This window comes from Lysobacter sp. A286 (assembly GCF_054052105.1).
The window spans coordinates 176,728-198,734 of record NZ_JBSVRJ010000001.1; the positions used below are offsets into that span (position 1 = coordinate 176,728).

Sequence of the window (22,007 nt, forward strand, 5' to 3'; positions counted from 1 at the left end):
AGGTCATTGAGCCGTGGGTCGATTTCTGGATGACTTCCGGGAAGGTGAGGGCTTGATCACCTTGGCAGGCCTCCCGGTACGTTCATCGAGTGAGGGATTTGCATTCTCCGTCTGTGTTAATTGGTGGAAATAATCCGCGGCCACGGTCAATCGCTCGCTCAACCTCACCAAGAGATGATGCTGATTTTCGTTCTTCTCCATCAGGTCCTGATAGCGGCCCTGGAGATCTTTCAGATCCGCTTCGCGCAATGCCTGCAATCTAACGCTCAGTGAGGAAGTCTGATGTGCTTCGACTAGTTCCTCGCTCATCTGCTGGATTTTTGCGTGACGGTCGGTCGCGAGTTTATGCTGTTCGGATGCGGTCTGATTGGCCTTGTCCAGTTCAGCTTTTTGTTGTGCTGCCAATTTAGACTGTTCGTCGCGTTCCTGATTCAGCTCCTGGATCTGTGAGTGGCGGTCGGTCGCGAGTTTAAGCTGTTCGGATGCGGTCTGATTGGCCTTGTCTAGTTCAGCTTTTTGTTGTGCTGCCAATTTGGACTGTTCGTCGCGTTCCTTAGTCAGTTCCTGGACCTGTGAGTGGCGGTCGGTCGCGAGTTTATGCTGTTCGGATGCGGTCTGATTGGCCTTGTCCAGTTCCGACTTGTATTGCTCAGCGAGCCTGGCTTGTTTGTCGAGATCCTCGGCCTGTTTGCCGTTCCCGGTGGCGGCGTCCTTGAGGGTTGCATCCAGTTGTGCCTTGTATTTTTGCACCAGCGTGGTGGCCTGGTCGCGGCCTTGGGTTAGTCTCTCGATATCTTGCTCACGTTGCCTGGCGAGCAGGGCCTGTGTTTCGCACTCGATACTCGCTTGGGCGAGACGGGCTTCCAGACGGAGTTTTTCAACGCGAGGCTGGTTCCGGGTCAGCAGGAATGACGCCTGCGGGTAGAGCGATTGCGGATCGTCCTCGCCGGCATCGAAGCCGACTTCGGCTAGTTGCTCCAGCAATCCTTGCGCCTGCTTGTCGTCTGCATACAGCGGCGCCACGCTGCAGCGCAGGATGATCCAAGTGAAGGATTGCAGTGCCTGGGACGCAGTGGCGGACAGCAGGTCGCCGGCTTGGCCGGGCGCATCCAGGATCAGCAGATGCGGGCGACCGTCGTCCAGGACCAGGCTGTCAATCGACTCGGCAAGCGTGCGCGCCGCAACGTCGATCTGGCCGGTGACGCGCAGGTTGGGGTAGTGCCGTCCAAGCTCTGTCGGAGGCTTGAGACTGTTGAAATGCGGGTTGTTCAGGATATGCAGTGTGGCTTGTCTGGCTGGAGTGGCGACGATGGCCAGCGGCCAGACCTCCTCGCCCCGGGCGGGCACGATGCGTCGGGCAAGCTCTTCGGCTTGCCGTGCATGCGCCTCGGCCAGAACCAGGCGTTCCCCGGGCAGCGTGCGCAAATCAGGAAGGTCTGAACCGGCGCCCGCACCGACCACCAGTGTCGTGCCGAGGGGCTGTTGCGATCTGGCGATTTGCTCAAGCAGGGCTTTCATCATGGAACCACGTGGGGGAGAGGTTGATGTCAGTCAGTATGAGTGGGGACCGGCAGCGGCGCGCGTGCGTGAGACCCAAATTGTGGGAAGCTCATGGCTTTCGCGGCAGGCGTCCTTCGTTGCGACCATAGTGGATAAAATGCCACAGTGGATTAATGGCGCTGTACGAGACGTCGGGATTGGAACGCAGGTAATAGGCGGTATCAAAGCCGACTCCGGGATTGCGATTTTCCTTCCAGCCGTGGCTGAAGTAGTGTTCGACCGGATCGCTCTTGGTCGCGCGGATGTCGGGATACTGTTCCAGGTACCACTGCGCATCGAACCACTCTGACTGGCGCAAGTCATTCATTTGGCCAAGCTGGGCTTTGATGGTTCGCGCGCGATCCAGCCTGTTGCGTATCCGGCCGGGGAGCAGTCGAGTCAGCCCCTTCGTACTGGTGCCGGGTGCCTGGGGAGGTACCGGCGAGCTACCGGTGCTGGCTGGTGCCGCCCTTCGCGGTGGCCGCATTACGTGGTGGCGTTTGAGTTCGTCCTGCATCTGGCGAAGCTGGATCTGTAGCGCCTTGTCGTTGCGCTGTGCCTCTTGAAGCACTTGCCTCATGTCGACAAGTGCCTTCTTGTCCTTGACAGATGACTTGTCCAGATCGATGTTTTTCAGATAATACTGTTCCAGTTCCTCCTGGACCTGGTGCAGTTGCAGTAGTAGCAACTCGCTTTCCTGTTTGAGGCCTTGTTGTTCCTGCTGCAGTTTGCGCAGCTCAGACTGCTGTTCGGTCGTGCCGGTTGCGTCATGCAGAGCGTCGAGCAGCGCGAACAAGGCGCTTTCATCGGACTCTGCGTCTCCACGAACCAACGGCTCACCGGAAGGCAGCCAAGCGCTGGCTTCCAGAGCCTCGAGAACGTCCCAATACTGCGGCGCAGCACGCTCGAACAGCAGGCCAAGCAGAGGTGCCTGCGCGGACAGGCTGGCGGGACCGATGTCCATGCCGGTGATCGTGTCTGGTTCGCGGGGTGCCTTGCCGGCGAGCCGGCCGCGCAATGCGGTCTGCGGCACGCGTTCGACGTTCACCAGCGTCAGCCGATCAGCGAGCTGACGGCGCATGTTCAGGACCGCACGGTTGCTCTCCATCCATTGCACCAACGTCGCTTGGCTGCCAGTGTGGCGGCCATCGAGCACATGCCAAGGCGCATGATAGAGCCAGATGATCTGGGGGCTATCGGGCGTGTCGGGCGCTAGCGCTTCCGGCGCGCACCATCGGGCCTGATGTCTCGTCCATGCGTCCGCTCCTATGAAGTCGCGGCATTCAGCTTCGTCCAAGCCAGAAATCAGAATTCCCATTGTGTCCTCATCGCAATATCATGACGTGCAGATCGGGAGCTCCGACACGGTTGTCCCGGAACTTCGCCATCCCCTAATGACTCGGCCCGCCAGTGCCGGCAGACCTGCCGGCACATGATACGCGAGCAGACGGCGGTTTTTGACGGATGCCAGCGTCGGCAGATGGGTGACGTCATGCAAGTCATGGCCTGCATGGCCCAGACGCCGCCGTACCGGGCTCTGGCTTTTACAACTTGTTGATTCGAGGGGTTGATCTTGACAATTTTGGTCGTCGGTGGCGCCGGATACATTGGCTCACACATGGTGAAAATGCTGCGAATCGAGGGGCTGCATCCCGTGATCGCGGATGACTTGAGTAGCGGCCATCGCCAAGCTGTGGGCAGCAGTGATTTATATGTCGGGGATATCGGCGACGCTGATTTCGTCAAACAGGTGCTGCGTGATGTCCGGCCGGACGCGGTCATGCATTTCGCCAGTCATATCCAGGTCGGCGAGTCGGTGAGTGACCCGGAAAAGTACTACCACAACAATGTGACGGCTACCCAGGTGTTGCTGGCTGGCATGCGCCGTCATGCGGTGAAGCGCTTCATCTTCTCTTCCACGGCCGCAGTCTTCGGCAATCCTGTCTATGTGCCGATCGACGAAGAGCATCCCGGGCAGGCCATCAACCCCTATGGTCGCAGCAAGTGGATGGTGGAGCAGATGCTGGAGGATTTCGACACAGCCTACGGGTTGAAATCGATTGCCCTGCGGTACTTCAATGCGGCTGGCGCGGACCCGGACGGCGAACTGGGCGAATGCCACGAACCGGAGACCCACCTGATTCCGCTGATCCTGCAGGTCGCATCGGGAAGGCGTCCCCATATCACGGTGTACGGCGAGGACTACGATACGCCTGATGGCACCTGCATTCGCGACTACATTCACGTCGAGGATCTGTGCAGTGCGCATCTTCTGGCGTTGCGGCGGCTGTTGGAAGGAGGTGATAGCGCGCGTTTCAATCTGGGCAATGGGCACGGATTCTCCGTGCGCGATGTCATCGAGGCGGCGCGACGGGTGACCAACCATGCCATTCCGGTGCGAATCGGCGACCGTAGGGCGGGCGATCCACCCCGCTTGGTGGCCGATGCGACACGTGCGAAGACGGTACTGGGTTGGATACCCCGTCACGCCGAATTAGAGACGATCGTGGCCCATGCTTGGGCGTGGGAGCGCCAAGTTGCTGCCCGGAGCAAGCATGCGGAAACGTACTCTTGAGAAGCGTGTTCTTGTCGGTGTCGGGCAAACCATGGTGAGTTGGGACATCGCTCCGGTAGTGCAGGCTTCGCCCGAGCCAGTGGCATTGCTGCCCGATGCCACTTTGGAACTGGTCACGGGCGGGCGCACAGCCGAGTGGAAGTCCAGCGGCGAACGCGCCTGCTTCACGTTGCAGTTGCAGGCGCTGGATGGTGGGTTGCCGGCGGGATGGTACGCATTACGTGGGACGTTGCAGCCATCCGAACCGATGACGGCCATGCCATGTCTGTACCCCGGTTATGCCTCGGGTGCCGATGGTGACGCGCAGATTGCCCTGCCCGCGCCGGACGCACAGGGGCGCGTGCGGGCGCTGGTGCTGCTCAAGTATGACGTCACGACATTACGTCTTTGTCCGTTGCCGGGACCTGGCAATTTCTGCATGGGGGATTTCAGCCTGCGCCGGGTTTCGCGCATGCATGCCCTGTGGCACATGCTTGGGCCAACTGCGCACAGTGCCGGTGGTCTGGTTTCTCGTTGCTTGCGGTTTGCCGCGGGCGTTGTGCATCACGGGGTTTCGCAGGCAACCGATGATCTGCATCACCAGTATCGGCGACGCCTGTTGCCGCCGGACGCAGGAGACTACGCAGGATGGGTTGCGCGTTTCGACACGCTAACTGATCCGCGCATGGAGCAATTGCACGCACGCGCGGCACGGCTTGGCGAGCATGCGCCGACGATTTCCATCCTGCTTCCCCTCTATCAAACACCCGAGCGCTGGCTACGCCGGTGCATCGACAGCGTGCTCGCCCAGGCGTATCCGAACTGGCAGTTGTGCATCGTCGACGATGCCTCGCCTGACCCGCGAGTGATGCAGATCGCCCAAGAGTACGCAAACGCCGATGCCCGCATCCAGATCATGCGCCGTAGCCAGAACGGACACATATCGGAAGCGTCCAACAGCGCACTGGAGCTTGCTAGGGGTGAGTACGTCGCGCTGCTGGACCATGACGACGAGTTACGCCCCCACGCGCTGCTTGAAGTGGCCGAGGTCATCGCGCTCAATCCGGATGTCGGCCTGCTGTATTCCGACGAGGACAAGATCGACGCCGATGGGCGCCGCTTCGATCCCTACTTCAAACCCGACTTCGATCCGGACCTGTTGCGCAGCCAGAACTACGTCTGTCATTTCACCACCATCCGAACCGATCTGGTCCGTGAGGTCGGCGGCTTCCGCAAGGGCTTCGAGGGTAGCCAGGACCACGACCTGATCCTGCGCTGCACCGAGCAGCTGCAGCCGACGCAGGTCCGCCATATCCCGAAGGTGCTGTACCACTGGCGTGCGATCCCGGGGTCCACTGCCTTGACCCGCGACGCCAAGGACTACGCCTCCTCAGCGGGTGCGCGAGCGGTGGCCGAACATCTGGACCGGCAACATCCCGGTGCGCGGGCCGAGGAGCTGTCGCACGGGCACTACCGCGTGCATTGGCCGCTGCCGGCGACGCCGCCAAAAGTGAGCCTGATCATCCCCACGCGCGACAAGGTCGAGCTACTGCGGATGTGTGTGGAGAGCATCTTCAGCAAGACCACGTATCCGGACTTCGAAGTCGTGGTTGTCGACAACCAGTCGTCGGATCCGGATGCGCTGGCCTATCTGGCGGAGCTGGAAGGGCTTGAGCGCGTCAGGGTGCTTCGCTATGACGCCCCCTTCAACTACTCGGCGATCAACAACTGGGCGGTGGATCAATGCGACGGAGAAGTGATCGGCCTGGTCAATAACGATATCGAAGTGATCTCGCCGGATTGGCTGGAAGAGATGGTGTCGCAAGCCATTCGCCCGGGTATCGGCGCGGTGGGCGCGATGCTGTATTACCCCAACGACACCATCCAGCACGCGGGCGTGGTACTGGGTGTCCAGGGTGTCGCGGCGCATGCCTATGCGGGAATGCCGCGTGGCTATCCCGGACATGGCGGACGGGCACGTGTGGCGCAGGGCCTGTCGGCGGTTACCGGTGCCTGCCTGTTGGTACGCAGCGAAGTATTCGAGCAGGTCGGTGGTCTGGACGAGCAGTTGCAGGTCGCCTTCAACGACATCGACTTCTGCCTGCGGCTGCGTGAAGCGGGCTACCGCAATATCTGGACCCCGTTCGCGGAGCTGTACCACCACGAATCGGCCTCGCGCGGTAGCGAGGATACCGATGAGAAGAAGCAACGGTTTGCAGCGGAGGTCGAGTTGATGCAGCAGCGTTGGGGTGACCAACTTGTGCGTGACCCGGCATACAATGTGAACCTGTCCCTTGACAGTTCCGCTTTTGAGTTATCGCATGGGTCCAGATGAGTCGTTCGCGCGAAGCCGATGCTTGCGGTTGATGTCGATACGTTAAAATTAATTAACAGGTTTGTTATTCAATATGAGAAATATATTCGTTGTTATTTTCATGGCTATGCTTCTTGGCGCGTGTGGGAAGAGCGATACCAATCAGGCGCCTGCAGTGCAATCGGATTCAACGCCGAAACAGTCGCGGCCAATTGCAGCGCCAGAAGACGACAAAGGTGTCGACAAGCTTGCAGCCATGGGCCTTGCCCTGGAGTTTCCGCACGAAATAAATTACGACATCCTCGATCAAAGCAACAGCGGTACGACCCGTCATCGTGTTCTTGTTGAAGTACTGGAGGCAGACTTTCCCACAGCGCTACAACAGTTCGAGGCTTCGATCATCGCTTTGGGCTATGCAAAGAAGGACGAGGTCGACGACGATGGAAAAATCAAGATAACCTACTCCAAAAAAGACAGAGCCAACCTCTACATAATTGCGCAGCCAGTTGAAGTCGGTCCCAGTCTGAAAAACTCGGATTCATCGGGTTCCATCCATATTATGTGGAGAAAAGGGAAATAATCGCGCTCACCTGGAAATACGCGAGCTGGTGTCGCAGCGATTGACAGGGAGCATCCACCGTTCGCGCCAGGACATGCCGATGTCAGCTGTGACGGGTGCCTGTTTGCTGGTGCGTCGTGACACCTACCCAGCAGTCAACGTCAATCTGTCGCTGACCAGTCTTCACTGCGAACTGTCGGTCCCGCCCCGCGGCTGAAGCCGAACAGCAGCGCGAACACGCCCACCAGCACCGTGCAGATCCAGCCGAACAGGAAGGCGCCGTAGTTGACGCGCAGCATGGTGCCGAAGGCAATGCGCTCGCGTGCGGTGACGTCCAGCGCCAATGCCTTGCCAGCGATGTTGTCGGCTTCGGTATCGACCTGTCCCAGGCGGGTGTCACCGACCAGCCACAGCGTTGCCGAGCGACCGGGTTCACCGTCCACGCCGGTGACTTGTAAATGGAACGGCTCCCGGACGATGAACGCGGCATCCGGGCAAAAATAACGAAATGAGTTGTCCGCAAGGTCGGCGGCGGAAACACGCCATTGCTGGTCTTGCCCGCCTTGTTGCCAGCCGACATCGAGGTGGCCGCCGTTGGTTCTCATGTAGGTCGCGAACTTGAGGCCGAAGCAATGCTGCAACCCTTCGGAATTGGCGTCTGCCGTGGGGGTGCCGGGAATGACCGTCTGACTGAGCGAAAATCCCCGGCGGATCTCGCCGGCGGGCACCGAACCGGCCGCGCCGTTCTTGTAGACCGTGGTCTGGGTGTGGAAGGGCAGCCAGGGCGCGCATGCCGCGGCGATGAACAAGACGATGGCGAGTGCACGAATCTTCATCGTCAAATTTGCCCGTACAAGTTGAATACCTGGTGCAGGTAGAAGCCGTCGGCGAAGACCATGGCGACGACCGCCCCGCATAGCAGGCCGCGAGCGGCGATGCGACCGCGGAACGGCCACAGCAGGGTCAGCAGCAGGAACGGAATGACCGGATAAAGGTATCGGCCGTGGGTGGCGCGCATGACGCCGGTGAAGCCGGCCCACAGATGCTCGTAATAGGCGAATGCGAAGAACAACGTGCAGGCGGCCGCCGTGGCGAGGAGCCATCCCTGGCTGTTGTCGCCGCGGATGAAAGGCTTGATATGCATGAGCAGCGTGCCCACCAGGGCGGCCAGCAACAGCAGGCACACCAGGACCGCCAGTTGCGTCAGCGGCCACCAGAGGCCTACGCAGGCGATGGCGGCAATGCCCAAGGCAACGATGGCTGGCCGGAATCGTTCCGGGGTACGAGGAAGGATCGGGTGGACCACGGCACCCAATGCAGCAATACCGAAGAAGGCCAGGAAGTACCGCGCCATCCAGCCGTTCGCGTGTACCCAAATGAGTGCGCCGTTGCCCGAACCATTCCACCCGATCAGCGCGATGAGGTTCAGCAGGGTGTGCTGCCAGAACGGAAATTCACGCATGAGGTGGAAGAAACCGATGGGCACTATCACGTAGTTGTCGTAGATGACGCTGGCATCGGGAAAGATCTGGCCCAGTGTCATCAGGTTCCGTGCAATCCACAGGCACATGGGCACGAACATGACCAGCCACAACACGATGATGCGAGACAGTCGTTGCGGGCCGCTGGGAGGCATTGCGCTACGCCATAGCTGCCACGCGAGGGCAAAGAACAGCGGGATTGCCATGGCCAGGGCGGTCAATTTGGTAACCGTGCATATCGCGACCAAGGCGGCGAGATAGAGCAGGTGGCGAAAGTTGTTTGATTCCTGCCAGCGAGTCAGCCAGTAGGCGGCCCAGGCCGCGGTGCACGCGACCATGGTGTCGTGGCTGACGCCAGTGCTCAGGTGGGTGAACATCGGCGTGGCGGCGAAGAAAATCGCGCCGGCAAGACCCAACTCCTCGCGACCGGTTGCCCGCGCCAGGAACAATGCAAGCCCCAGGATCGTCAACGCCCCGAACACCGCGCCGAGCATGCGCGCGGAGCGGACCTGTTGCTCGAAGTCGAGTCCGGCGGCTTGCGCCGCCATCACCACGGGCGCGTCCAGTACATAGAACATCGGCGGATGCTGCGCGATCCAGTTCATGCCCGGCTTGGCCGAGGGAGCTTTCCAGGAGTGGGTAACCTCGACCCCCATTCTGGCCTCGCCAATCACGCCCCATTCCCCGCGAGCGATGTCTTCCACGTACGAATAGTGTCCCGATTCGTCGGGGATGTCCCATAAGGGCGTGACCAGCCACGCATAGGCCACGAACTTGAGCAGGAAGATCGTGGCGATCAACGTGGCGATGAGCAGGAACGGTAGTCGCCGTGCAGCTTGTTTCACGTCTCGGGCCTCGATCGTCGATGGGGCACGCTCACTCCTACGACAGGTCGAATCGCCGCGTCTGCAGGCTGATTCGCTCCAGGAGTTTCCGATTGGTGGCAATCAGGTCGCCAATCAAGCCCATCATGTAGAGCAGTACGCCCAAAGTGATGAACAACGACGCGAAGATGACCGACTGGATATGCCCGTCGCCTGCGCCTTGCAGGTAGTGGACAAGGAAGCGCAGCCCGGCAATCAAGCCGATAGCCAGGAATATCGAACCGGTATAAACGAACAGCGCCAGTGGCCGGTAGATCACGAATACCCGCACGATGGTCAGCAGCGAACGCTTGACGTAACTGGGGATGCTCTTGACCAGGCGTGATGGTCGCAGGTCGGGGTTGGTGCGCACCGAGACCGACGCGATCCGCAGGTTGCTCTGGCCGGCCTGGATGATCGTCTCCAGCGTGTAGGTATAGGCGTTGAAAACGTTCAACTGCAGGGCGGTTTCCCGCGATATCGCGCGAAAGCCACTTGGGGCATCCTCGACTTGCGTTTTGCTTGCCATACGGACGGCCCAGCTACCCAGGTGCTGCAGCTTCTTTTTTACCCAGGAAAAGTGCTCGGTCTCGCTGATGGGTCGCGCGCCGATCACCATGTCGGCCTCACCAGCCAGGACCGGGGCGGTCAGCTTGGGTATATCGGCGCCTTCGTACTGATTGTCCGCATCGGTATTGACGATCACATCGGCACCGAGCCGCAGGCACGCGTCGAGGCCGGTCATGAAGGCTGTCGCCAAGCCACGATTGACTGGATGCCGGATTACGTGATCGACCCCGAGCTCCTTTGCCAGCTCGCCGGTGTTGTCAGTGGAACCGTCATCGATGATCAGCCATTCGACGGTGTCGAAGCCGGGCACCTGTCGTGGCAATGCACCCAGTGCGATGGCGAGGGTCCCGGACTCGTTCAGACAGGGGATCTGGATGATGAGTTTCATTGAGCAGGCAATCTCCGGCGAGCCAGGACGGTGCTTCCCCACAGGAAGCTCAACAGGTCGCCAAGTGTAGTTGCAATGCGCAGAAGGATGATGATTGCGACCACGACAGGAGCGCCGAACGTTCCTCCGAGCCATACCGACAGCACGGCTTCGCGGACACCCAGACCGGCCGGTGCACCCGGTGCCAGGAAGCCCAATATCCAGCTGCTTGCGAACGCACCGATCAGCAAGGCCAGGCTCGCCAAACCGACCGGGTCCGGTGACAGGGCCCTGGCTACGAACCACAGTCCCATCCCGACCAATGCGAAATTCAATGCATAGACCAGATAGCAACAGAGGGACGTCAACCAACCGGGATGTGCTTGGGTCGCCAGGTCAGTGGGTGTGCCATCAACGGAGCGCAAGCGCATGATTACTCTCGCGAACCACGGTGCGGCCGTCATGGTGATCAGCGCCCCGAGTGAGATGGCGATGACTAGCGGGCCCCGATAGTCTGCCAGTGGCCAATCTGCAAGCGCTGCCGGAGGTTCCCAGAGGAATGTCAACGCACTCACATGCGCGCATGCGACCAGTAACAACAGCGTTTCATACGCCATCGAAAGAAGGTTCCGACCCGTCTCCACTCCGTGTGCGCGAGCGACGACGACACGGCCCAGATGATGCGCAACATTGCCCGGCAGATATTTGCCGATCTGGGTGGTTGCGAGTATCGGCCCGGTAATTGAGAAACCGACGGGTTGTCCGAGCCCTTTCAGCAGCCATGACCAAGCGATGGCAGTCAAGGGGATCAGCAGGGTACACATGACCGTCAGGAACCCGCCGGCCATCATCACATCTGGCTCCAGCAGCTGGGTTAAGTCCTGGCCGTTCAATGCGCGGTATGCGTAAACCACGAAGTACGAAAATGCGGCGATGGCGACCGCAATGCCCAACAATCGCAATGAGCGTTTCATCGAGGCTTGGTGGCGCGTAACAGGTAGCCGTTGCCCAATGGCAACCGTTGGAACGCAGCCTGCAACGCAAAGGCTCCCTGTAGTGCGAGCTTGCCCGGGGCCGAGCTGATCAGCGGATACCAACGCAGCACATCACCGCGCTCAATGCCGCTGCGATCATTGTTGTCTTGACGTGCCCCTTGGTCGCCCGATTGCTTGAAGCGACGAGCGACGCCGCGGGCCTGGACGCGCTCAGTGAGGTTTCCCAAAGGGAAGCCAATGCACTCGATGTGTTCCAGTTCCAGTCCGGTCGACGCCACCAGGTCGATCAGTTCGCTCTTGCGATACCGTCGAAAGTGCCCAGCCCAGATGTCGGCCGCATTCCATTGACGAGGATGCGCGGGCACCGACATCAACAAGGTGCCGCCCGGTGCAAGCCAGCTGGCCCATTCGCGCAATGCAGCGGCATCGTCCTCGATGTGCTCCAGGACCTCGAAGGCCATGACCAACGGGAAGTGCATCGCCCAATGTTGCTGGGGTTCGGCGTGGACCTCGATCGGTTGTCCGGATGCCAGGGACAGCTTTCCGATCAGATCGCGGGCTTGCCGGGAGGTTTCCAGCGCGTGACAGGAGTGTCCGCGCTCAGCGAGTTCTTGCAACAGCATCCCGGCACCGGAGCCAATCTCAACCACCTGGCCTGGTGCAGCACCTCGCAACTGACGCAGGATGCGATGGCGCCGTAGCAGGTAACGGGGTGCCGGAACCCAGCCCAACTGTGGCGCCGACGGCCCAAGCATTCGATCCTCGATCAATGGATTTGTCATCGCCCGCGTAGCCTGCGCTGGATTATTGCAAGGAACTGTTGACCGATCGCCGCAGCGGCGATCTGGGCAGTCAGAGGTTGATGGCATTGGACCACGGAGCCGTTCTCTGTGGTTTCACGATGATGGACCAGGACCGCATCCGCCAATGCGCGTGCGTCACCGGCAGGCACCAAATAGGTACATCGGGCAGCCGGCGAAAGCAGTTCGCGGATGGCGGGCGAATCGCGCGTGACGATCGGCCGTCCAGCCGCGATGATCTGGAACACCTTGTTCGGAATCACGCTGGCCGCCTTGTCCGATGTCCCGAATATGCCAAGGCACAGGTCAGCACCGGCCAGCCAGCATTTCAGTTGGTCATAAGCTACCCAGTCGACCCACTGGACCCTTTGTAGCGGATCATCTGCCAGCATCTGCCGGATGTGCCCTGCCTCTTGACCACGCCCGATCAGCTGCCAATCGATGGGTTCGTGGCGGAGCAACCGTGCTGCCTCGATGATGGTCTCTACGCCGTGCAGCGGAATGAACTGGCCATAGAAAAGAACGCGAAATTCAGGTGTCTCTGATGCCGGCAAGCTGGGTGTGCTGGGACGGTCAAAGTGCTCCAGTTCCGCGCCGACCCAGACAAAATCACATTGTCCCGCAACGAGTCCAAACAATTGTTCCAGGCGGTGTGCGTGGGAACGGGTATCCATGAACAGGATATCGGCACGTCGCAATGCCAACCCCTCGATCCAATGCAGAAACCGGGCCGGGAGTGTCTTCGGCCGGAGCAGCTGGCGATCCTCGCAAATCGTGTCGTAGGCCGACAGGAACACATCCCAGGCGATCGGGATTCCCTGCAATCTTGCGATTGGTGCGATAACGAAAATATCGAGAAGGCCCGGGTAGCCAATGAGGTATAAGTCGGGCTTGGGAGCGCGCCATAGACGCCAGGCGAGCCCCGGATAGGCGCTCAGCCAGCGGATCAGCAAAGTGAGCCGGGAAGCCAGGCCACGAACCTGCGACTTGTCCTCGATGCCTTCCCAGACAGGGGCATGGATCTCCTGGAGATCCATGCCAGCGGCCAGGATGCCCTTGCGCAGAATGCGATTGCGCGGTTTGCCGGTGTCGTAGGTGCCCCAGAAAAGGACGCGCATTCAATGGCCCAGGATTATGAAGAGCTGCCGACTCTCGTGGAGGCGTTGAGTTATGCCGTCTAGCAGGCTGATGACATACGGGCGAGTCCAGCTGGCCCGATGGACCGAGATCACATGCTGACTTCCCTGATGTGCAGCCCCGTTGCTCATCGATGGTGGCGCTATGTGCGCGGATCGGCTCACGGCTCCCACGATTGCGCGTGCATTCTACAGGTGTCGCCGGAAGAGGATGTCTCTCGCAAGCCCCCGGCGCTTGCCGTAAGATCCATCAGGTTCTGAGCGTTCGGATGGCACGCCTCAGCCGGCAATTCCCAGCATCAAGATTGGTTGTAATCGCTATCTGGAACGCCCTTTCGATCCTGTCGGCATCGCCGATGCGACGGCCTGTTCGTATGTTCGTACACCATCACTTCCAGTCACTGACACCATGACGACAGCACCTGTTCCACTTAACTCCTTGTCACGCCATATCGGCCCGGTTCAATCGGAACTGATACGTGCGGCCTCGACGGTGATCGAAAGCGGCTTTTATGTACTCGGTCCGAACGTCGCGGCATTCGAGCGTGAATTTGCCGCGTATTGCGGCGCACCTCACTGCGTGGGCGTTGCAAATGGCACCGACGCACTCGAGCTGGCGCTCAAGGCGGTCGGTGTCGAGCCGGGCGACCGGGTGGCCGTCACTGCAAACGCTGCCATGTACGGGGCGTCCGCAACATACGCTGCGGGAGCTAAGGTCGTCTTCGTGGATATCGAGCCCGGATGCGGAACGATGGACCCGGAATGCTTCGCTGCACTGCTGCGCGATGGTCAACCGTTGAAATCGGTAATCGTGACCCATCTGTATGGTCGAATGGCAAAGATCGACGAAATCGTTTCGATGGCGCACGCGGCAGGTGTGATGGTGGTGGAGGATTGCGCTCAGGCCCATGGTGCGAGGCTGTCGGATGGCCGCAGGGCAGGGTCGATCGGTGACGCAGGCAGCTTCAGCTTTTACCCGACCAAAAATCTCGGCGCGCTCGGTGACGGTGGCGCCATCGTCACCCGACACGAACATGTCGCCACCCGCGCGGCGCAGTTGCGGCAGTACGGCTGGACATCCAAATATACGAACGAGATCCCCGGTGGCCGCAACAGTCGCCTCGATGAAATCCAGGCCGCCATGCTGTCGGTAATGCTACCGATGCTCGATGGCTGGAATGCGCGACGACGGGGCATCGCCAACCGGTATTCCCGGGAAATACGCAACCCACGCATTGAGGTACCTGTGGTTCTCGGGGATCAATATGTTGCCCACCTGTATGTCGTCCGATGCGATTCACGTGAAGAGCTTCGCGCGCATCTGGACACCAATGGTGTGCAAAGCGAAGTGCATTATCCGAATCCGGATCATCGTCAGCCTTGCCACCAAGGTAGCTTCGACTCGCTCACGCTTGCCGTGACTGAAAGTGATGCAGCAACCGTGTTGAGTCTGCCCTGCTTTCCCGAACTCACGGATGCGGAAGTTGGCCGCGTGGTGGATGCATGCAACAGCTTTTGACGCCGCGGTTCTCGCTCGTCATTCCGGTGTACCGCAATGAGGGTTCGATTCCGGACTTGGTAACCGCCGTCGGCAAGCTGAGCGACGAACTGGACGGGCGACTCGAAGCGATATTCGTGGTCGATGGTAGCCCCGATGCCAGTTACGCCCGCTTGCGCGATGCGTTGCCGAGTGTTGCATTCCCGTCGACGCTGGTGGCGTTGTCCAGAAATTTCGGATCGTTCTCCGCAATCCGCGAAGGCTTGATTCGTGCCTCCGGCGAACATGCGGCAGTGATGGCTGCCGATTTGCAGGAGCCCCCGGAACTGGTGTCGCGTTTTTTCCGTTTGTTGGATGTTGGCGATGTCGATGTCGTTTTCGGAGTGCGCGAGTCTCGCAGTGATCCGTGGAGCTCGAAACTCGCCTCCGGAATCTTCTGGTGGATCTATCGACGCTTTGTGCAAGCCGACGTTCCGCCGGGCGGGGTAGATGTGTTCGCAGTTAACCGTGACTTTCTTGATCGGATCGTGAGTTTCGAAGAGGCCAATGGCAGCCTACTGGGGCTGCTGTTCTGGATGGGGGGGCGGCGGCGTTTCGTACCCTATGCACGGCAGCAACGCCAGCATGGCAAGAGTGCTTGGACATTCGGTAAAAAGTGGAACTACCTGATGGACAGTATTTTCGCCTTCACCGACGCACCGATCCGGATCTTGCTGGGTATCGGCTTGTTCGGCTTGACGGTTTCGGCCTTGCTGGGTGTGATCGTGCTGATGGCCAAGATAGCTGGCGTGGTCGCGGTTCCCGGTTACGCCGGAACGATGCTTGCTATCTTGTTCTTTGGCGGTTTGAACGCACTTGGCCTGGGTCTGGTGGGCAATTACGCCTGGCGGGCTTATGAAAACACCAAACGACGTCCGCTCAGTATTCCGATGCTGGTGGAGACGTTTCCCGCCGATACGGCGACTTTGACCACGCGCAAGGATGAGACAAGTCCATGATCAGCCCGCACGCCTGTGTTGATCCTTCCGCGCGGATTGGTGCGGGATGTCAGATCGCAGCCGGTGCCGTGATTGGCCCGGAGGTCTTGCTGGGCGACAACGTTCGCGTCGGTCCGGGCGCGTTGCTCACCGGCCCTTGCTGTATCGGCAACGATTCGACGGTCGGTGCCGGCTGCATCCTGGATGCGGGCGCGGATACTACCGGCGGCGAGCTGGTGATCGAGACGGATGTGCAGTTGCTCGCCGGCGCGACGATTGCCACCCGGGTCACCGTGGCACGCGGCGCGCGGATCATGGCCGGCACGGTCGTGTTGCGTTCGGTGCCGCCTCATGCCGTCGTGGCTGGCAATCCGGCCCAGATAACCGGGTACACGTTGTCGGCGGATCGTCCCGAGGCCGCTTCAACGGCGACGACGAGGGAGCGCGAGATTGGGGCGTACCCGACGACGGTGCGTGGTGTGACCTTGCACCGCTTTCCACGCATTCTGGATCTGCGCGGCAACCTGACGGTTGGTGAGTTCGACCGTTCGGTACCGTTCGAGCCGAAGCGATACTTCATGGTGTTTGGCGTGCCGAATGCCGAGGTGCGCGGCGAGCATGCCCACCGTACCTGCAAGCAGTTCCTCATTTGCGTGCACGGCAGCTGCAGCGTGGTGGCCGACGATGGCGTGAATCGAGAGGAGTTTCTTCTGGACGACGCGGCGACGGGGTTGTATCTGCCGGCGTTGACCTGGGGCGTGCAGTACAAGTATTCGCGGGATGCCGTGTTGCTGGTGTTCGCGTCGGAGTACTACGACAGCGCCGAGTACATCCGGGACTATGCGGAGTTTCTGGCACTGCGGCAGTAGTCATGCGCGGCCGCCAATCGGCAGGTTTGTGATTCCGGCAAAAGCGGGCCTGGTGGCTTCGGGCTCTTGATGAAAAAGGTAGGGGCCAAGCGTGCCCGGCCTTGGCTGCTGAAATGCGCCGGTTGGAATGCCGTTGTGCAAGAGGTTTTCAGAACTCCCGCTAGGACGCTCACGCCGCATTGTGAGGGGCCAACACAGGCAGCCCCGGGCAAACGGCACAATCAGTCGAGGATGTTGCCATGCGTAATTTTCAAGGAATCCACCCTACGGCCCTGATCGGTGACAACGTTACCCTGGGTACCAATGTGACCTTGGGCGCGCGCTCGATCGTGTACGACAACGTCGTCATAGGCGACAACACAGTGGTGGGTGCTGGCTGTATTCTGGGAGAGCCCCAGGCCGGTATCTACAGCGATCCAGAGGGCTATCGTAACCCGGTATTGAACATCGGCTCCGGCGCGATCATCCGCTCCGGCACGATCATCTATGCGGGCACCGAGTTGGGTGCCCATTTCGAATGTGGTCACCGGGTCACCATCCGTGAAGGTGCCCGCATTGGGCATCACGTCCGCATCGGCACGCTGTCGGATATTCAAGGTCATTGCGATATCGGCAATTACGTGCGGCTGCACAGCAACGTGCATATCGGCCACAAGAGTGTCGTGAAGGATTACGTCTGGATCTTTCCTTACGTGGTACTGACCAATGATCCGCATCCGCCGTCCAACACCCTTGTTGGTGTCACCGTGGAGGAGTTTGCGGTGATCGCGACGATGTCGGTGATTCTTCCCGGCGTGACCGTGGGCAGCAATTCGCTGGTCGGCGCGTCGTCGCTGGTGCGCAGTGATGTGCCCGACGAAGCGGTGGTGGTGGGAAATCCCGGCAAGCAGGTGGCCTCGGTCCGTGACATCAAGTCGAAGTTCGATGGCTCGCCGGTGTATCCGTGGTGCGAGACCTTCGACCGGGGCATGCCGTGGGAAGGCATCGGCTACACCGCATGGCAGCAACAGCGGCGTGACGGGCAGTCTGGCTGATGAGTGTTGTTGATCCGGCTGTGAAAGCGTGATCGGGCGCGCCTTGTTCAAACAAGGTGTCTCGTTTCTTTTCAGTGGAGGTTTCAACACCGCCGCCACGTTTGGCCTGTATTGGCTGCTGTTGCTGGTGGTGGGGTATCAGGCGGCGTATGCCATCAGTTTTGTGGCGGGGATTGCGCTGGGTTACGTGTTGAACACCCGTTTCGTGTTTCAAACCATCCATTCCTGGAAAAAGCTGGCGCTCTATCCGCTGGTGTACCTGATCAGCTATGCCGTGGGTGCGGGTGTGCTTGCGTTGGCGGTGGCCAAGTTAGGTATCGATGAGTGGCTGGCACCGCTGGTTTCGGCCTGCGTTACCCTGCCGCTGACATTTTTTCTGAGTCGGGCGGTGCTACTGCCACGCTCGAGCAGAACGTCGGAGCAATGATCGGCATGTTTGAAATCCCGGGTATCGTCTGCCCGACCCCCTTTGATGATGACTACGGAATAGCCGTCGCATGCACGAGAACCTGACCCCATCGACCACACCGGTCTCAGGCGAAGAAACGCACGGCCGGCGCTCCTTTGCGACCTTGGAGAGGGTGCTGATCGGCTTGCCGGTGATCAGCCTGTTCTTCATGGCGCTGGCGTGGTTGCGGTATGGGATCGACTTGCCTTATCTCGACGACTTTCGCGCTTACGTGACCGGCAGCGCCGCATCGTTTGAGCTGTCGCATCTGTTCAAGTCCGAGAACGACACGCTGTCGGTGACAACCCGCGTGCTGGACGCGCTGGCCCAGCGCTACCTGGACGGCAACTCAATCGCCTATCAACTGCTTTCAATGCTGGCCGTGCTGGGTTCATTGTTGTGGCTGCAATGGAAATTGCTTGCGCGGGTCCTGCCAAGTCGGCTGCTGGCCGCGTGCGCGTTTTCGACGACGCTGTTGATGCTGCAGCCGGACTCTTACTGGGGCTGGCAGAACATGGCGTATGTGCAGGCGATTCCGCTGGTCTGTGTGTTCGCGATGCTGTACCTCGTAACGTGTTGCGCATGGCGCCCGGCGTTGAAACATGCGGCGCTGTTCACGGTTGCGCTGGTGTCCGGCTTGTCGTATATCTCCGGCGCATTTGCCGCGCTGGTGCTTGGCACGACCTGGCTGCTGGCCTGTGCGATCGATCGCAGCCTGTGGACGAAGTACGGCGCGGCGGGTCTTGCGGTATTGGCGGGCGGCGTCATCACGACGGCAGTCCAACTGCGGGTGATCATGGTCGTCCAGCACGGCAAGACGCATCGGGCGGATGCAGCCTGGGCCCTGCCGACAGATGCCGATTTCTGGTTCTACCTGCTGGGTAAAGTCGGGCGGAGCCTGATGTTTCCGGCATCTGCGGGGGGCTGGTCGCTGGGCCTGGCGATTGTGTCGTTGCTGGTCGTTGTGGCGCTGGTTGGCTGTGGGGTCGTTCGATTGCTGCGAAAGCAGGATGGCGCAGAGGTCGATCGGGCCGTTCTGATCATCTTTCTTTCGCTGGTGGGAGTGGTTGCGAGCTATCTGCTGATGGTGGCGGCAGGCCGCGCCAACCTTCGTCCGGCTTCCGTCGATACGGACATCCAGATCTTCCAGTTCGGGTATCGCCGCTTCCACTTCTTCTGGGTGACGGCACTGTGGCCATGGGTGTTTGCGGCGGCGTTCGTACTGATCAGAAAATGGCCGGTAGCACGTGGTCGATGGGTGAGTGCCGGTATGGGCGCCATGGCCGTGGTGCTCTCGTTGTTTGCGCTGAGCCAAGGCGCCATGGCGCACAACGACTACTTCAGCAACGTTTCGGCCCGGCGGTCGGCCAACGATATTCCGTGTATCCAGAAGAGTCTTCTCGACGAGTCGGACATGATATGCCCTTCTTTGTTCGGCAGCCGGAATCTTACGGCGGCATATACCTACGGCTTGAAAACCGGCGCATCGTTCACGCGTTATTTTCCGCCCATGCTGCTTGCCCACGGCAAGCCAACTGCTGCAAAGCAATATCATCCGCTCCGGCAGCCGGCGGGCGCATATGAAATCAAGCATGCGGAGGGTCAGTTGTCCGACTCGGGCAAGCTGAGCATTTCTGCCGGAAAGGACGTGAACGTGTATTTCGTCACCGGTGCCAAGCGGGCCATGCAGGAATGCTTGGCTCTGCGGGTAAGCGCTGACATCACCACGCCGACGGCCGATTTTGCCCAGCTTTTCTACCTGCCGCTGGGAGAGCCACGCTTCAAGGAAGCCTTCTCCAGCAAGGTAGCAGTGCCCGGACAGGTGTCGACGCGGGTCGAGTTTACGGTGGTGAGCCGTGATGGGTTCCGGGACCGGTTTCGCTTGGATCCGTTGGCCAAGCCAAACGCATCACAGGTTGCGAACCTGTCTGTGAGCTGTGTGCGGTAAAGCCCTTGTTGGTGGGCCCTACGGCGCGGCCGGCGCCCGGCTCTTCACCGGCTGCAGGCCTTGGGTGGCGCTGGTGGAATCTGGGCAGCCCGTAAAACCTGGGTAACTGGGAAAGATCGATCGTACTGACCGGCTTTTCCCGAGTGGCTTAGAGCGCCGCTTCCAGCTCAGGCAGAATCTTGAACAGATCCCCCACCAGACCGATATCCGCAATCTCGAAGATCGGCGCATCGCCGTCCTTGTTGATCGCCACGATGGTGCCTGCATCCTTGATCCCAGTCAGGTGCTGGATCGCGCCGCTGATGCCGATCGCGACATAAAGCTCCGGCGCGATGATCTTGCCGGTCTGGCCGACCTGCATCTCGTTGGGGCAATAGCCAGCATCAACCGCCGCGCGCGAGGCACCGACCGCGGCACCGAGCTTGTCGGCGAAGTCGTAGATGATCTTGAAGTTTTCCTCCGAGCCGACGCCGCGGCCGCCGGAGACCACGCGCTTGGCGCTCTGCAGGTCGGGGCGGTCGGATTCGCCGGCGGCGAGGCCGACAAAGCGGGTGTGGGTCGGCAGCTCGACGTCTGCCGACGAGGCTTCGATGCTCGCATTGCCACCGGTTGCCGCTTCCTGCCAGGAGGCGGTGCGCACAGTGGCGACTACGGGGTGCTCAGTCGGCGCTTCGACGGTGATGATCGCGTTGCCGGCGTAGATCGGGCGCTTGAACACGTGGCTGGATTCGACCGCCATGATGTCCGACACCTGGGCCACGCCGAGCAGGGCGGCGACGCAGGGCATCAGATCCTTGCCGAACGTGGTGCTCGGGCCGAACACGTGGCTGTAGCCGTCTGCCAGTTTGGCGACCTGCGGGGCCAGCACCTGGGCGATCGCGTGGGCGTTGGCGTCGTTGGCGACGGTCAGGACCTTGGCGACGCCGGCGATCTGCGCGGCTTCAGCGGCGACTGCAGCCGGGTCGGCGGCGAGCACGACGATGTCGATGCTCTGCGGCGACAGCGCTTGCGCGGCGGTGACGCACTTGGCGGTGGAGGCGTTGAGCTTGCCGTCCAGGTGTTCGGCGATGATCAGGACTTTGGGCATCGAGATTTCCTCTGTAGGGCGGGTTTTAACCCGCCGTTTGACGTTGCGGTGTGGCGGGTTATAACCCGCCCTACAGCAGCCCTTTGGATTTGAGTGCGGCCACCAGTTCGGCGGCGTCCTTGACCATCACGCCCTTGCTGCGTTTCGGCGGTGGGGCGTAGTGGGTGGTCTTGAGGGTGTCGCCGGTGTCGACGCCAAGGTCGGCGAACGGGATGGTTTCCATCGGCTTGCTCTTGGCCTTCATGATGTCGGGCAGCTTGATGAAGCGCGGCTCATTCAGGCGCAGGTCGGTGGTGATGACGGCCGGCAGGTCGACTTCCAGGGTTTCCAGGCCTGCATCCACTTCGCGGGTCACGGTGGCCTTGCCATCCGCCACCTCCAGCTTGGAGGCAAAGGTCGCCTGCGGGCGACCCCACAACGTGGCCAGCATCTGGCCGGTCTGGTTGGCGTCGTCGTCGATCGCCTGCTTGCCCAGGATCACCAGGTCCGGCTGCTCCTTCTCGATCAGCTTGACGAAGGCGCGCGCCGCGGTCAGCGACTGGATGTTCTGGCCGGCGTCGACCACCACGTGGATCGCGCGGTTCGCGCCCATCGCCAGGCCGTTGCGCAGGTGGGCCTGGGCGTCGGCCGGGGCGATGGTGGCGACGATGACTTCGGTCGCGATGCCCTTGTCACGCAGGCGCAGGGCTTCTTCCAGGGCGATCTCGTCAAACGGGTTGGCCGACAGCTTGACGCCGTCGGTGACCACGCCGGAGCCGTCCGGCTTAACCTGGATGCGGACGTTGAAGTCCACCACTCGCTTGTAGCCGACAAGGATTTTCATCGTTGTGGGGGTTCCTTGATTAATGCGGGGCCAGCCGCTCGGGAAACGGAATACAGGCCCGGAAGCTGCCCATTCTAGCCGAGCGCGGCGGTGCTCGCAGTAGCCGGGATGAGCAGTTCGGCTATCCTTGGCGACACCTTTTTGT

Annotated in this window: 19 protein-coding genes; 9 read left to right on the forward strand and 10 right to left on the reverse strand. The window is 60.7% G+C overall.

Annotated features, from left to right (window positions below; all coding sequences use genetic code 11):
• Positions 1-3: 3 nt before the first annotated feature.
• On the reverse strand, positions 4-1,521 hold the full coding sequence (locus tag ACW7G0_RS00845) for a hypothetical protein (RefSeq protein WP_456987041.1): 1,518 nt from the start codon (positions 1,519-1,521) through the stop codon (positions 4-6).
• Positions 1,522-1,609: 88 nt separating this feature from the next.
• Positions 1,610-2,857, reverse strand: coding sequence for a hypothetical protein (locus ACW7G0_RS00850; RefSeq protein ID WP_456987043.1), 1,248 nt, complete (start codon positions 2,855-2,857; stop codon positions 1,610-1,612).
• A gap of 255 nt (positions 2,858-3,112) precedes the next feature.
• Between ACW7G0_RS00850 and galE the strand changes: the two genes are divergently transcribed.
• The 3 genes from galE to ACW7G0_RS00865 all read left to right on the forward strand — a co-directional run bounded on the left by galE (position 3,113) and on the right by ACW7G0_RS00865 (position 6,987).
• A complete protein-coding gene (gene galE, locus ACW7G0_RS00855) occupies positions 3,113-4,114 on the forward strand; it encodes a UDP-glucose 4-epimerase GalE (RefSeq protein WP_456987045.1) in 1,002 nt (333 codons plus the stop codon).
• Positions 4,095-6,428, forward strand: coding sequence for a glycosyltransferase family 2 protein (locus ACW7G0_RS00860; RefSeq protein ID WP_456987047.1), 2,334 nt, complete (start codon positions 4,095-4,097; stop codon positions 6,426-6,428). The genes galE and ACW7G0_RS00860 overlap by 20 nt, the downstream gene beginning before the upstream one ends.
• Before the next feature lie 73 nt (positions 6,429-6,501).
• Positions 6,502-6,987: a hypothetical protein gene (locus ACW7G0_RS00865; protein ID WP_456987049.1), complete on the forward strand. Its 486-nt coding sequence runs from the start codon at positions 6,502-6,504 to the stop codon at positions 6,985-6,987.
• Positions 6,988-7,127: 140 nt separating this feature from the next.
• On the opposite strand, the gene ACW7G0_RS00870 is transcribed toward ACW7G0_RS00865, so the two are convergent.
• The 6 genes from ACW7G0_RS00870 to ACW7G0_RS00895 are packed head-to-tail and all read right to left on the reverse strand — an operon-like array spanning position 7,128 to position 13,160.
• On the reverse strand, positions 7,128-7,802 hold the full coding sequence (locus ACW7G0_RS00870; RefSeq protein WP_456987051.1) for a hypothetical protein: 675 nt from the start codon (positions 7,800-7,802) through the stop codon (positions 7,128-7,130).
• Positions 7,803-7,804: 2 nt separating this feature from the next.
• Complete coding sequence (locus ACW7G0_RS00875) at positions 7,805-9,292, reverse strand: ArnT family glycosyltransferase (protein WP_456987053.1); 1,488 nt, start codon at positions 9,290-9,292, stop codon at positions 7,805-7,807.
• Between the two features lie 37 nt (positions 9,293-9,329).
• Complete coding sequence (locus ACW7G0_RS00880) at positions 9,330-10,268, reverse strand: glycosyltransferase family 2 protein (protein WP_456987055.1); 939 nt, start codon at positions 10,266-10,268, stop codon at positions 9,330-9,332.
• Positions 10,265-11,221, reverse strand: coding sequence for a lysylphosphatidylglycerol synthase domain-containing protein (locus ACW7G0_RS00885; protein WP_456987057.1), 957 nt, complete (start codon positions 11,219-11,221; stop codon positions 10,265-10,267). The genes ACW7G0_RS00880 and ACW7G0_RS00885 overlap by 4 nt, the downstream gene beginning before the upstream one ends.
• Complete coding sequence (locus ACW7G0_RS00890; RefSeq protein WP_456987059.1) at positions 11,218-12,024, reverse strand: class I SAM-dependent methyltransferase; 807 nt, start codon at positions 12,022-12,024, stop codon at positions 11,218-11,220. The genes ACW7G0_RS00885 and ACW7G0_RS00890 overlap by 4 nt, the downstream gene beginning before the upstream one ends.
• Positions 12,021-13,160, reverse strand: a complete 1,140-nt coding sequence (locus ACW7G0_RS00895; protein ID WP_456987060.1) for a glycosyltransferase — start codon at positions 13,158-13,160, stop codon at positions 12,021-12,023. The genes ACW7G0_RS00890 and ACW7G0_RS00895 overlap by 4 nt, the downstream gene beginning before the upstream one ends.
• Positions 13,161-13,587: 427 nt before the next feature.
• On the opposite strand from ACW7G0_RS00895, the gene ACW7G0_RS00900 reads away from it, so the two are divergent.
• From ACW7G0_RS00900 to ACW7G0_RS00925, 6 genes are all read left to right on the forward strand, one after another.
• Complete coding sequence (locus ACW7G0_RS00900) at positions 13,588-14,697, forward strand: DegT/DnrJ/EryC1/StrS family aminotransferase (protein WP_456987062.1); 1,110 nt, start codon at positions 13,588-13,590, stop codon at positions 14,695-14,697.
• Positions 14,682-15,674, forward strand: coding sequence for a glycosyltransferase (locus ACW7G0_RS00905; protein ID WP_456987064.1), 993 nt, complete (start codon positions 14,682-14,684; stop codon positions 15,672-15,674). The genes ACW7G0_RS00900 and ACW7G0_RS00905 overlap by 16 nt, the downstream gene beginning before the upstream one ends.
• On the forward strand, positions 15,671-16,522 hold the full coding sequence (locus ACW7G0_RS00910; protein WP_456987065.1) for a WxcM-like domain-containing protein: 852 nt from the start codon (positions 15,671-15,673) through the stop codon (positions 16,520-16,522). The genes ACW7G0_RS00905 and ACW7G0_RS00910 overlap by 4 nt, the downstream gene beginning before the upstream one ends.
• A 239-nt stretch (positions 16,523-16,761) precedes the next feature.
• Positions 16,762-17,556, forward strand: coding sequence for a hypothetical protein (locus ACW7G0_RS00915; protein WP_456987066.1), 795 nt, complete (start codon positions 16,762-16,764; stop codon positions 17,554-17,556).
• Between the two features lie 28 nt (positions 17,557-17,584).
• Complete coding sequence (locus ACW7G0_RS00920) at positions 17,585-17,983, forward strand: GtrA family protein (protein ID WP_456987068.1); 399 nt, start codon at positions 17,585-17,587, stop codon at positions 17,981-17,983.
• 70 nt (positions 17,984-18,053) lie between these two features.
• Positions 18,054-19,952, forward strand: a complete 1,899-nt coding sequence (locus ACW7G0_RS00925; protein WP_456987069.1) for a hypothetical protein — start codon at positions 18,054-18,056, stop codon at positions 19,950-19,952.
• Between the two features lie 148 nt (positions 19,953-20,100).
• Here the strand turns inward: ACW7G0_RS00925 and ACW7G0_RS00930 are convergent, their stop codons facing one another.
• Together ACW7G0_RS00930 and ACW7G0_RS00935 are read right to left on the reverse strand one after the other, a co-directional pair.
• Positions 20,101-21,039 carry an electron transfer flavoprotein subunit alpha/FixB family protein gene (locus tag ACW7G0_RS00930; RefSeq protein WP_456987071.1) on the reverse strand — a complete coding sequence of 313 codons (939 nt, stop codon included), beginning with the start codon at positions 21,037-21,039 and terminating at the stop codon, positions 20,101-20,103.
• 70 nt (positions 21,040-21,109) lie between these two features.
• Entirely contained in the window at positions 21,110-21,862 is a 753-nt protein-coding gene (locus ACW7G0_RS00935) for an electron transfer flavoprotein subunit beta/FixA family protein (RefSeq protein ID WP_456987072.1), read from the reverse strand.
• Between the last annotated feature and the right edge of the window lie 145 nt (positions 21,863-22,007).

Coding starts and splice junctions, on each gene's coding strand:
- ACW7G0_RS00895 (WP_456987060.1), bottom strand. CDS start 13,160: ATGCGCGTCCTTTTCTGGGGCACCTACGACACCGGCAAACCGCGCAAT.
- ACW7G0_RS00905 (WP_456987064.1), top strand. CDS start 14,682: ATGCAACAGCTTTTGACGCCGCGGTTCTCGCTCGTCATTCCGGTGTAC.
- ACW7G0_RS00845 (WP_456987041.1), bottom strand. CDS start 1,521: ATGATGAAAGCCCTGCTTGAGCAAATCGCCAGATCGCAACAGCCCCTC.
- ACW7G0_RS00890 (WP_456987059.1), bottom strand. CDS start 12,024: ATGACAAATCCATTGATCGAGGATCGAATGCTTGGGCCGTCGGCGCCA.
- ACW7G0_RS00865 (WP_456987049.1), top strand. CDS start 6,502: ATGAGAAATATATTCGTTGTTATTTTCATGGCTATGCTTCTTGGCGCG.
- ACW7G0_RS00870 (WP_456987051.1), bottom strand. CDS start 7,802: ATGAAGATTCGTGCACTCGCCATCGTCTTGTTCATCGCCGCGGCATGC.
- ACW7G0_RS00880 (WP_456987055.1), bottom strand. CDS start 10,268: ATGAAACTCATCATCCAGATCCCCTGTCTGAACGAGTCCGGGACCCTC.
- ACW7G0_RS00885 (WP_456987057.1), bottom strand. CDS start 11,221: ATGAAACGCTCATTGCGATTGTTGGGCATTGCGGTCGCCATCGCCGCA.
- ACW7G0_RS00900 (WP_456987062.1), top strand. CDS start 13,588: ATGACGACAGCACCTGTTCCACTTAACTCCTTGTCACGCCATATCGGC.
- ACW7G0_RS00850 (WP_456987043.1), bottom strand. CDS start 2,857: ATGGGAATTCTGATTTCTGGCTTGGACGAAGCTGAATGCCGCGACTTC.
- ACW7G0_RS00915 (WP_456987066.1), top strand. CDS start 16,762: ATGCGTAATTTTCAAGGAATCCACCCTACGGCCCTGATCGGTGACAAC.
- ACW7G0_RS00930 (WP_456987071.1), bottom strand. CDS start 21,039: ATGCCCAAAGTCCTGATCATCGCCGAACACCTGGACGGCAAGCTCAAC.
- ACW7G0_RS00935 (WP_456987072.1), bottom strand. CDS start 21,862: ATGAAAATCCTTGTCGGCTACAAGCGAGTGGTGGACTTCAACGTCCGC.
- ACW7G0_RS00910 (WP_456987065.1), top strand. CDS start 15,671: ATGATCAGCCCGCACGCCTGTGTTGATCCTTCCGCGCGGATTGGTGCG.
- ACW7G0_RS00860 (WP_456987047.1), top strand. CDS start 4,095: ATGCGGAAACGTACTCTTGAGAAGCGTGTTCTTGTCGGTGTCGGGCAA.
- ACW7G0_RS00925 (WP_456987069.1), top strand. CDS start 18,054: ATGCACGAGAACCTGACCCCATCGACCACACCGGTCTCAGGCGAAGAA.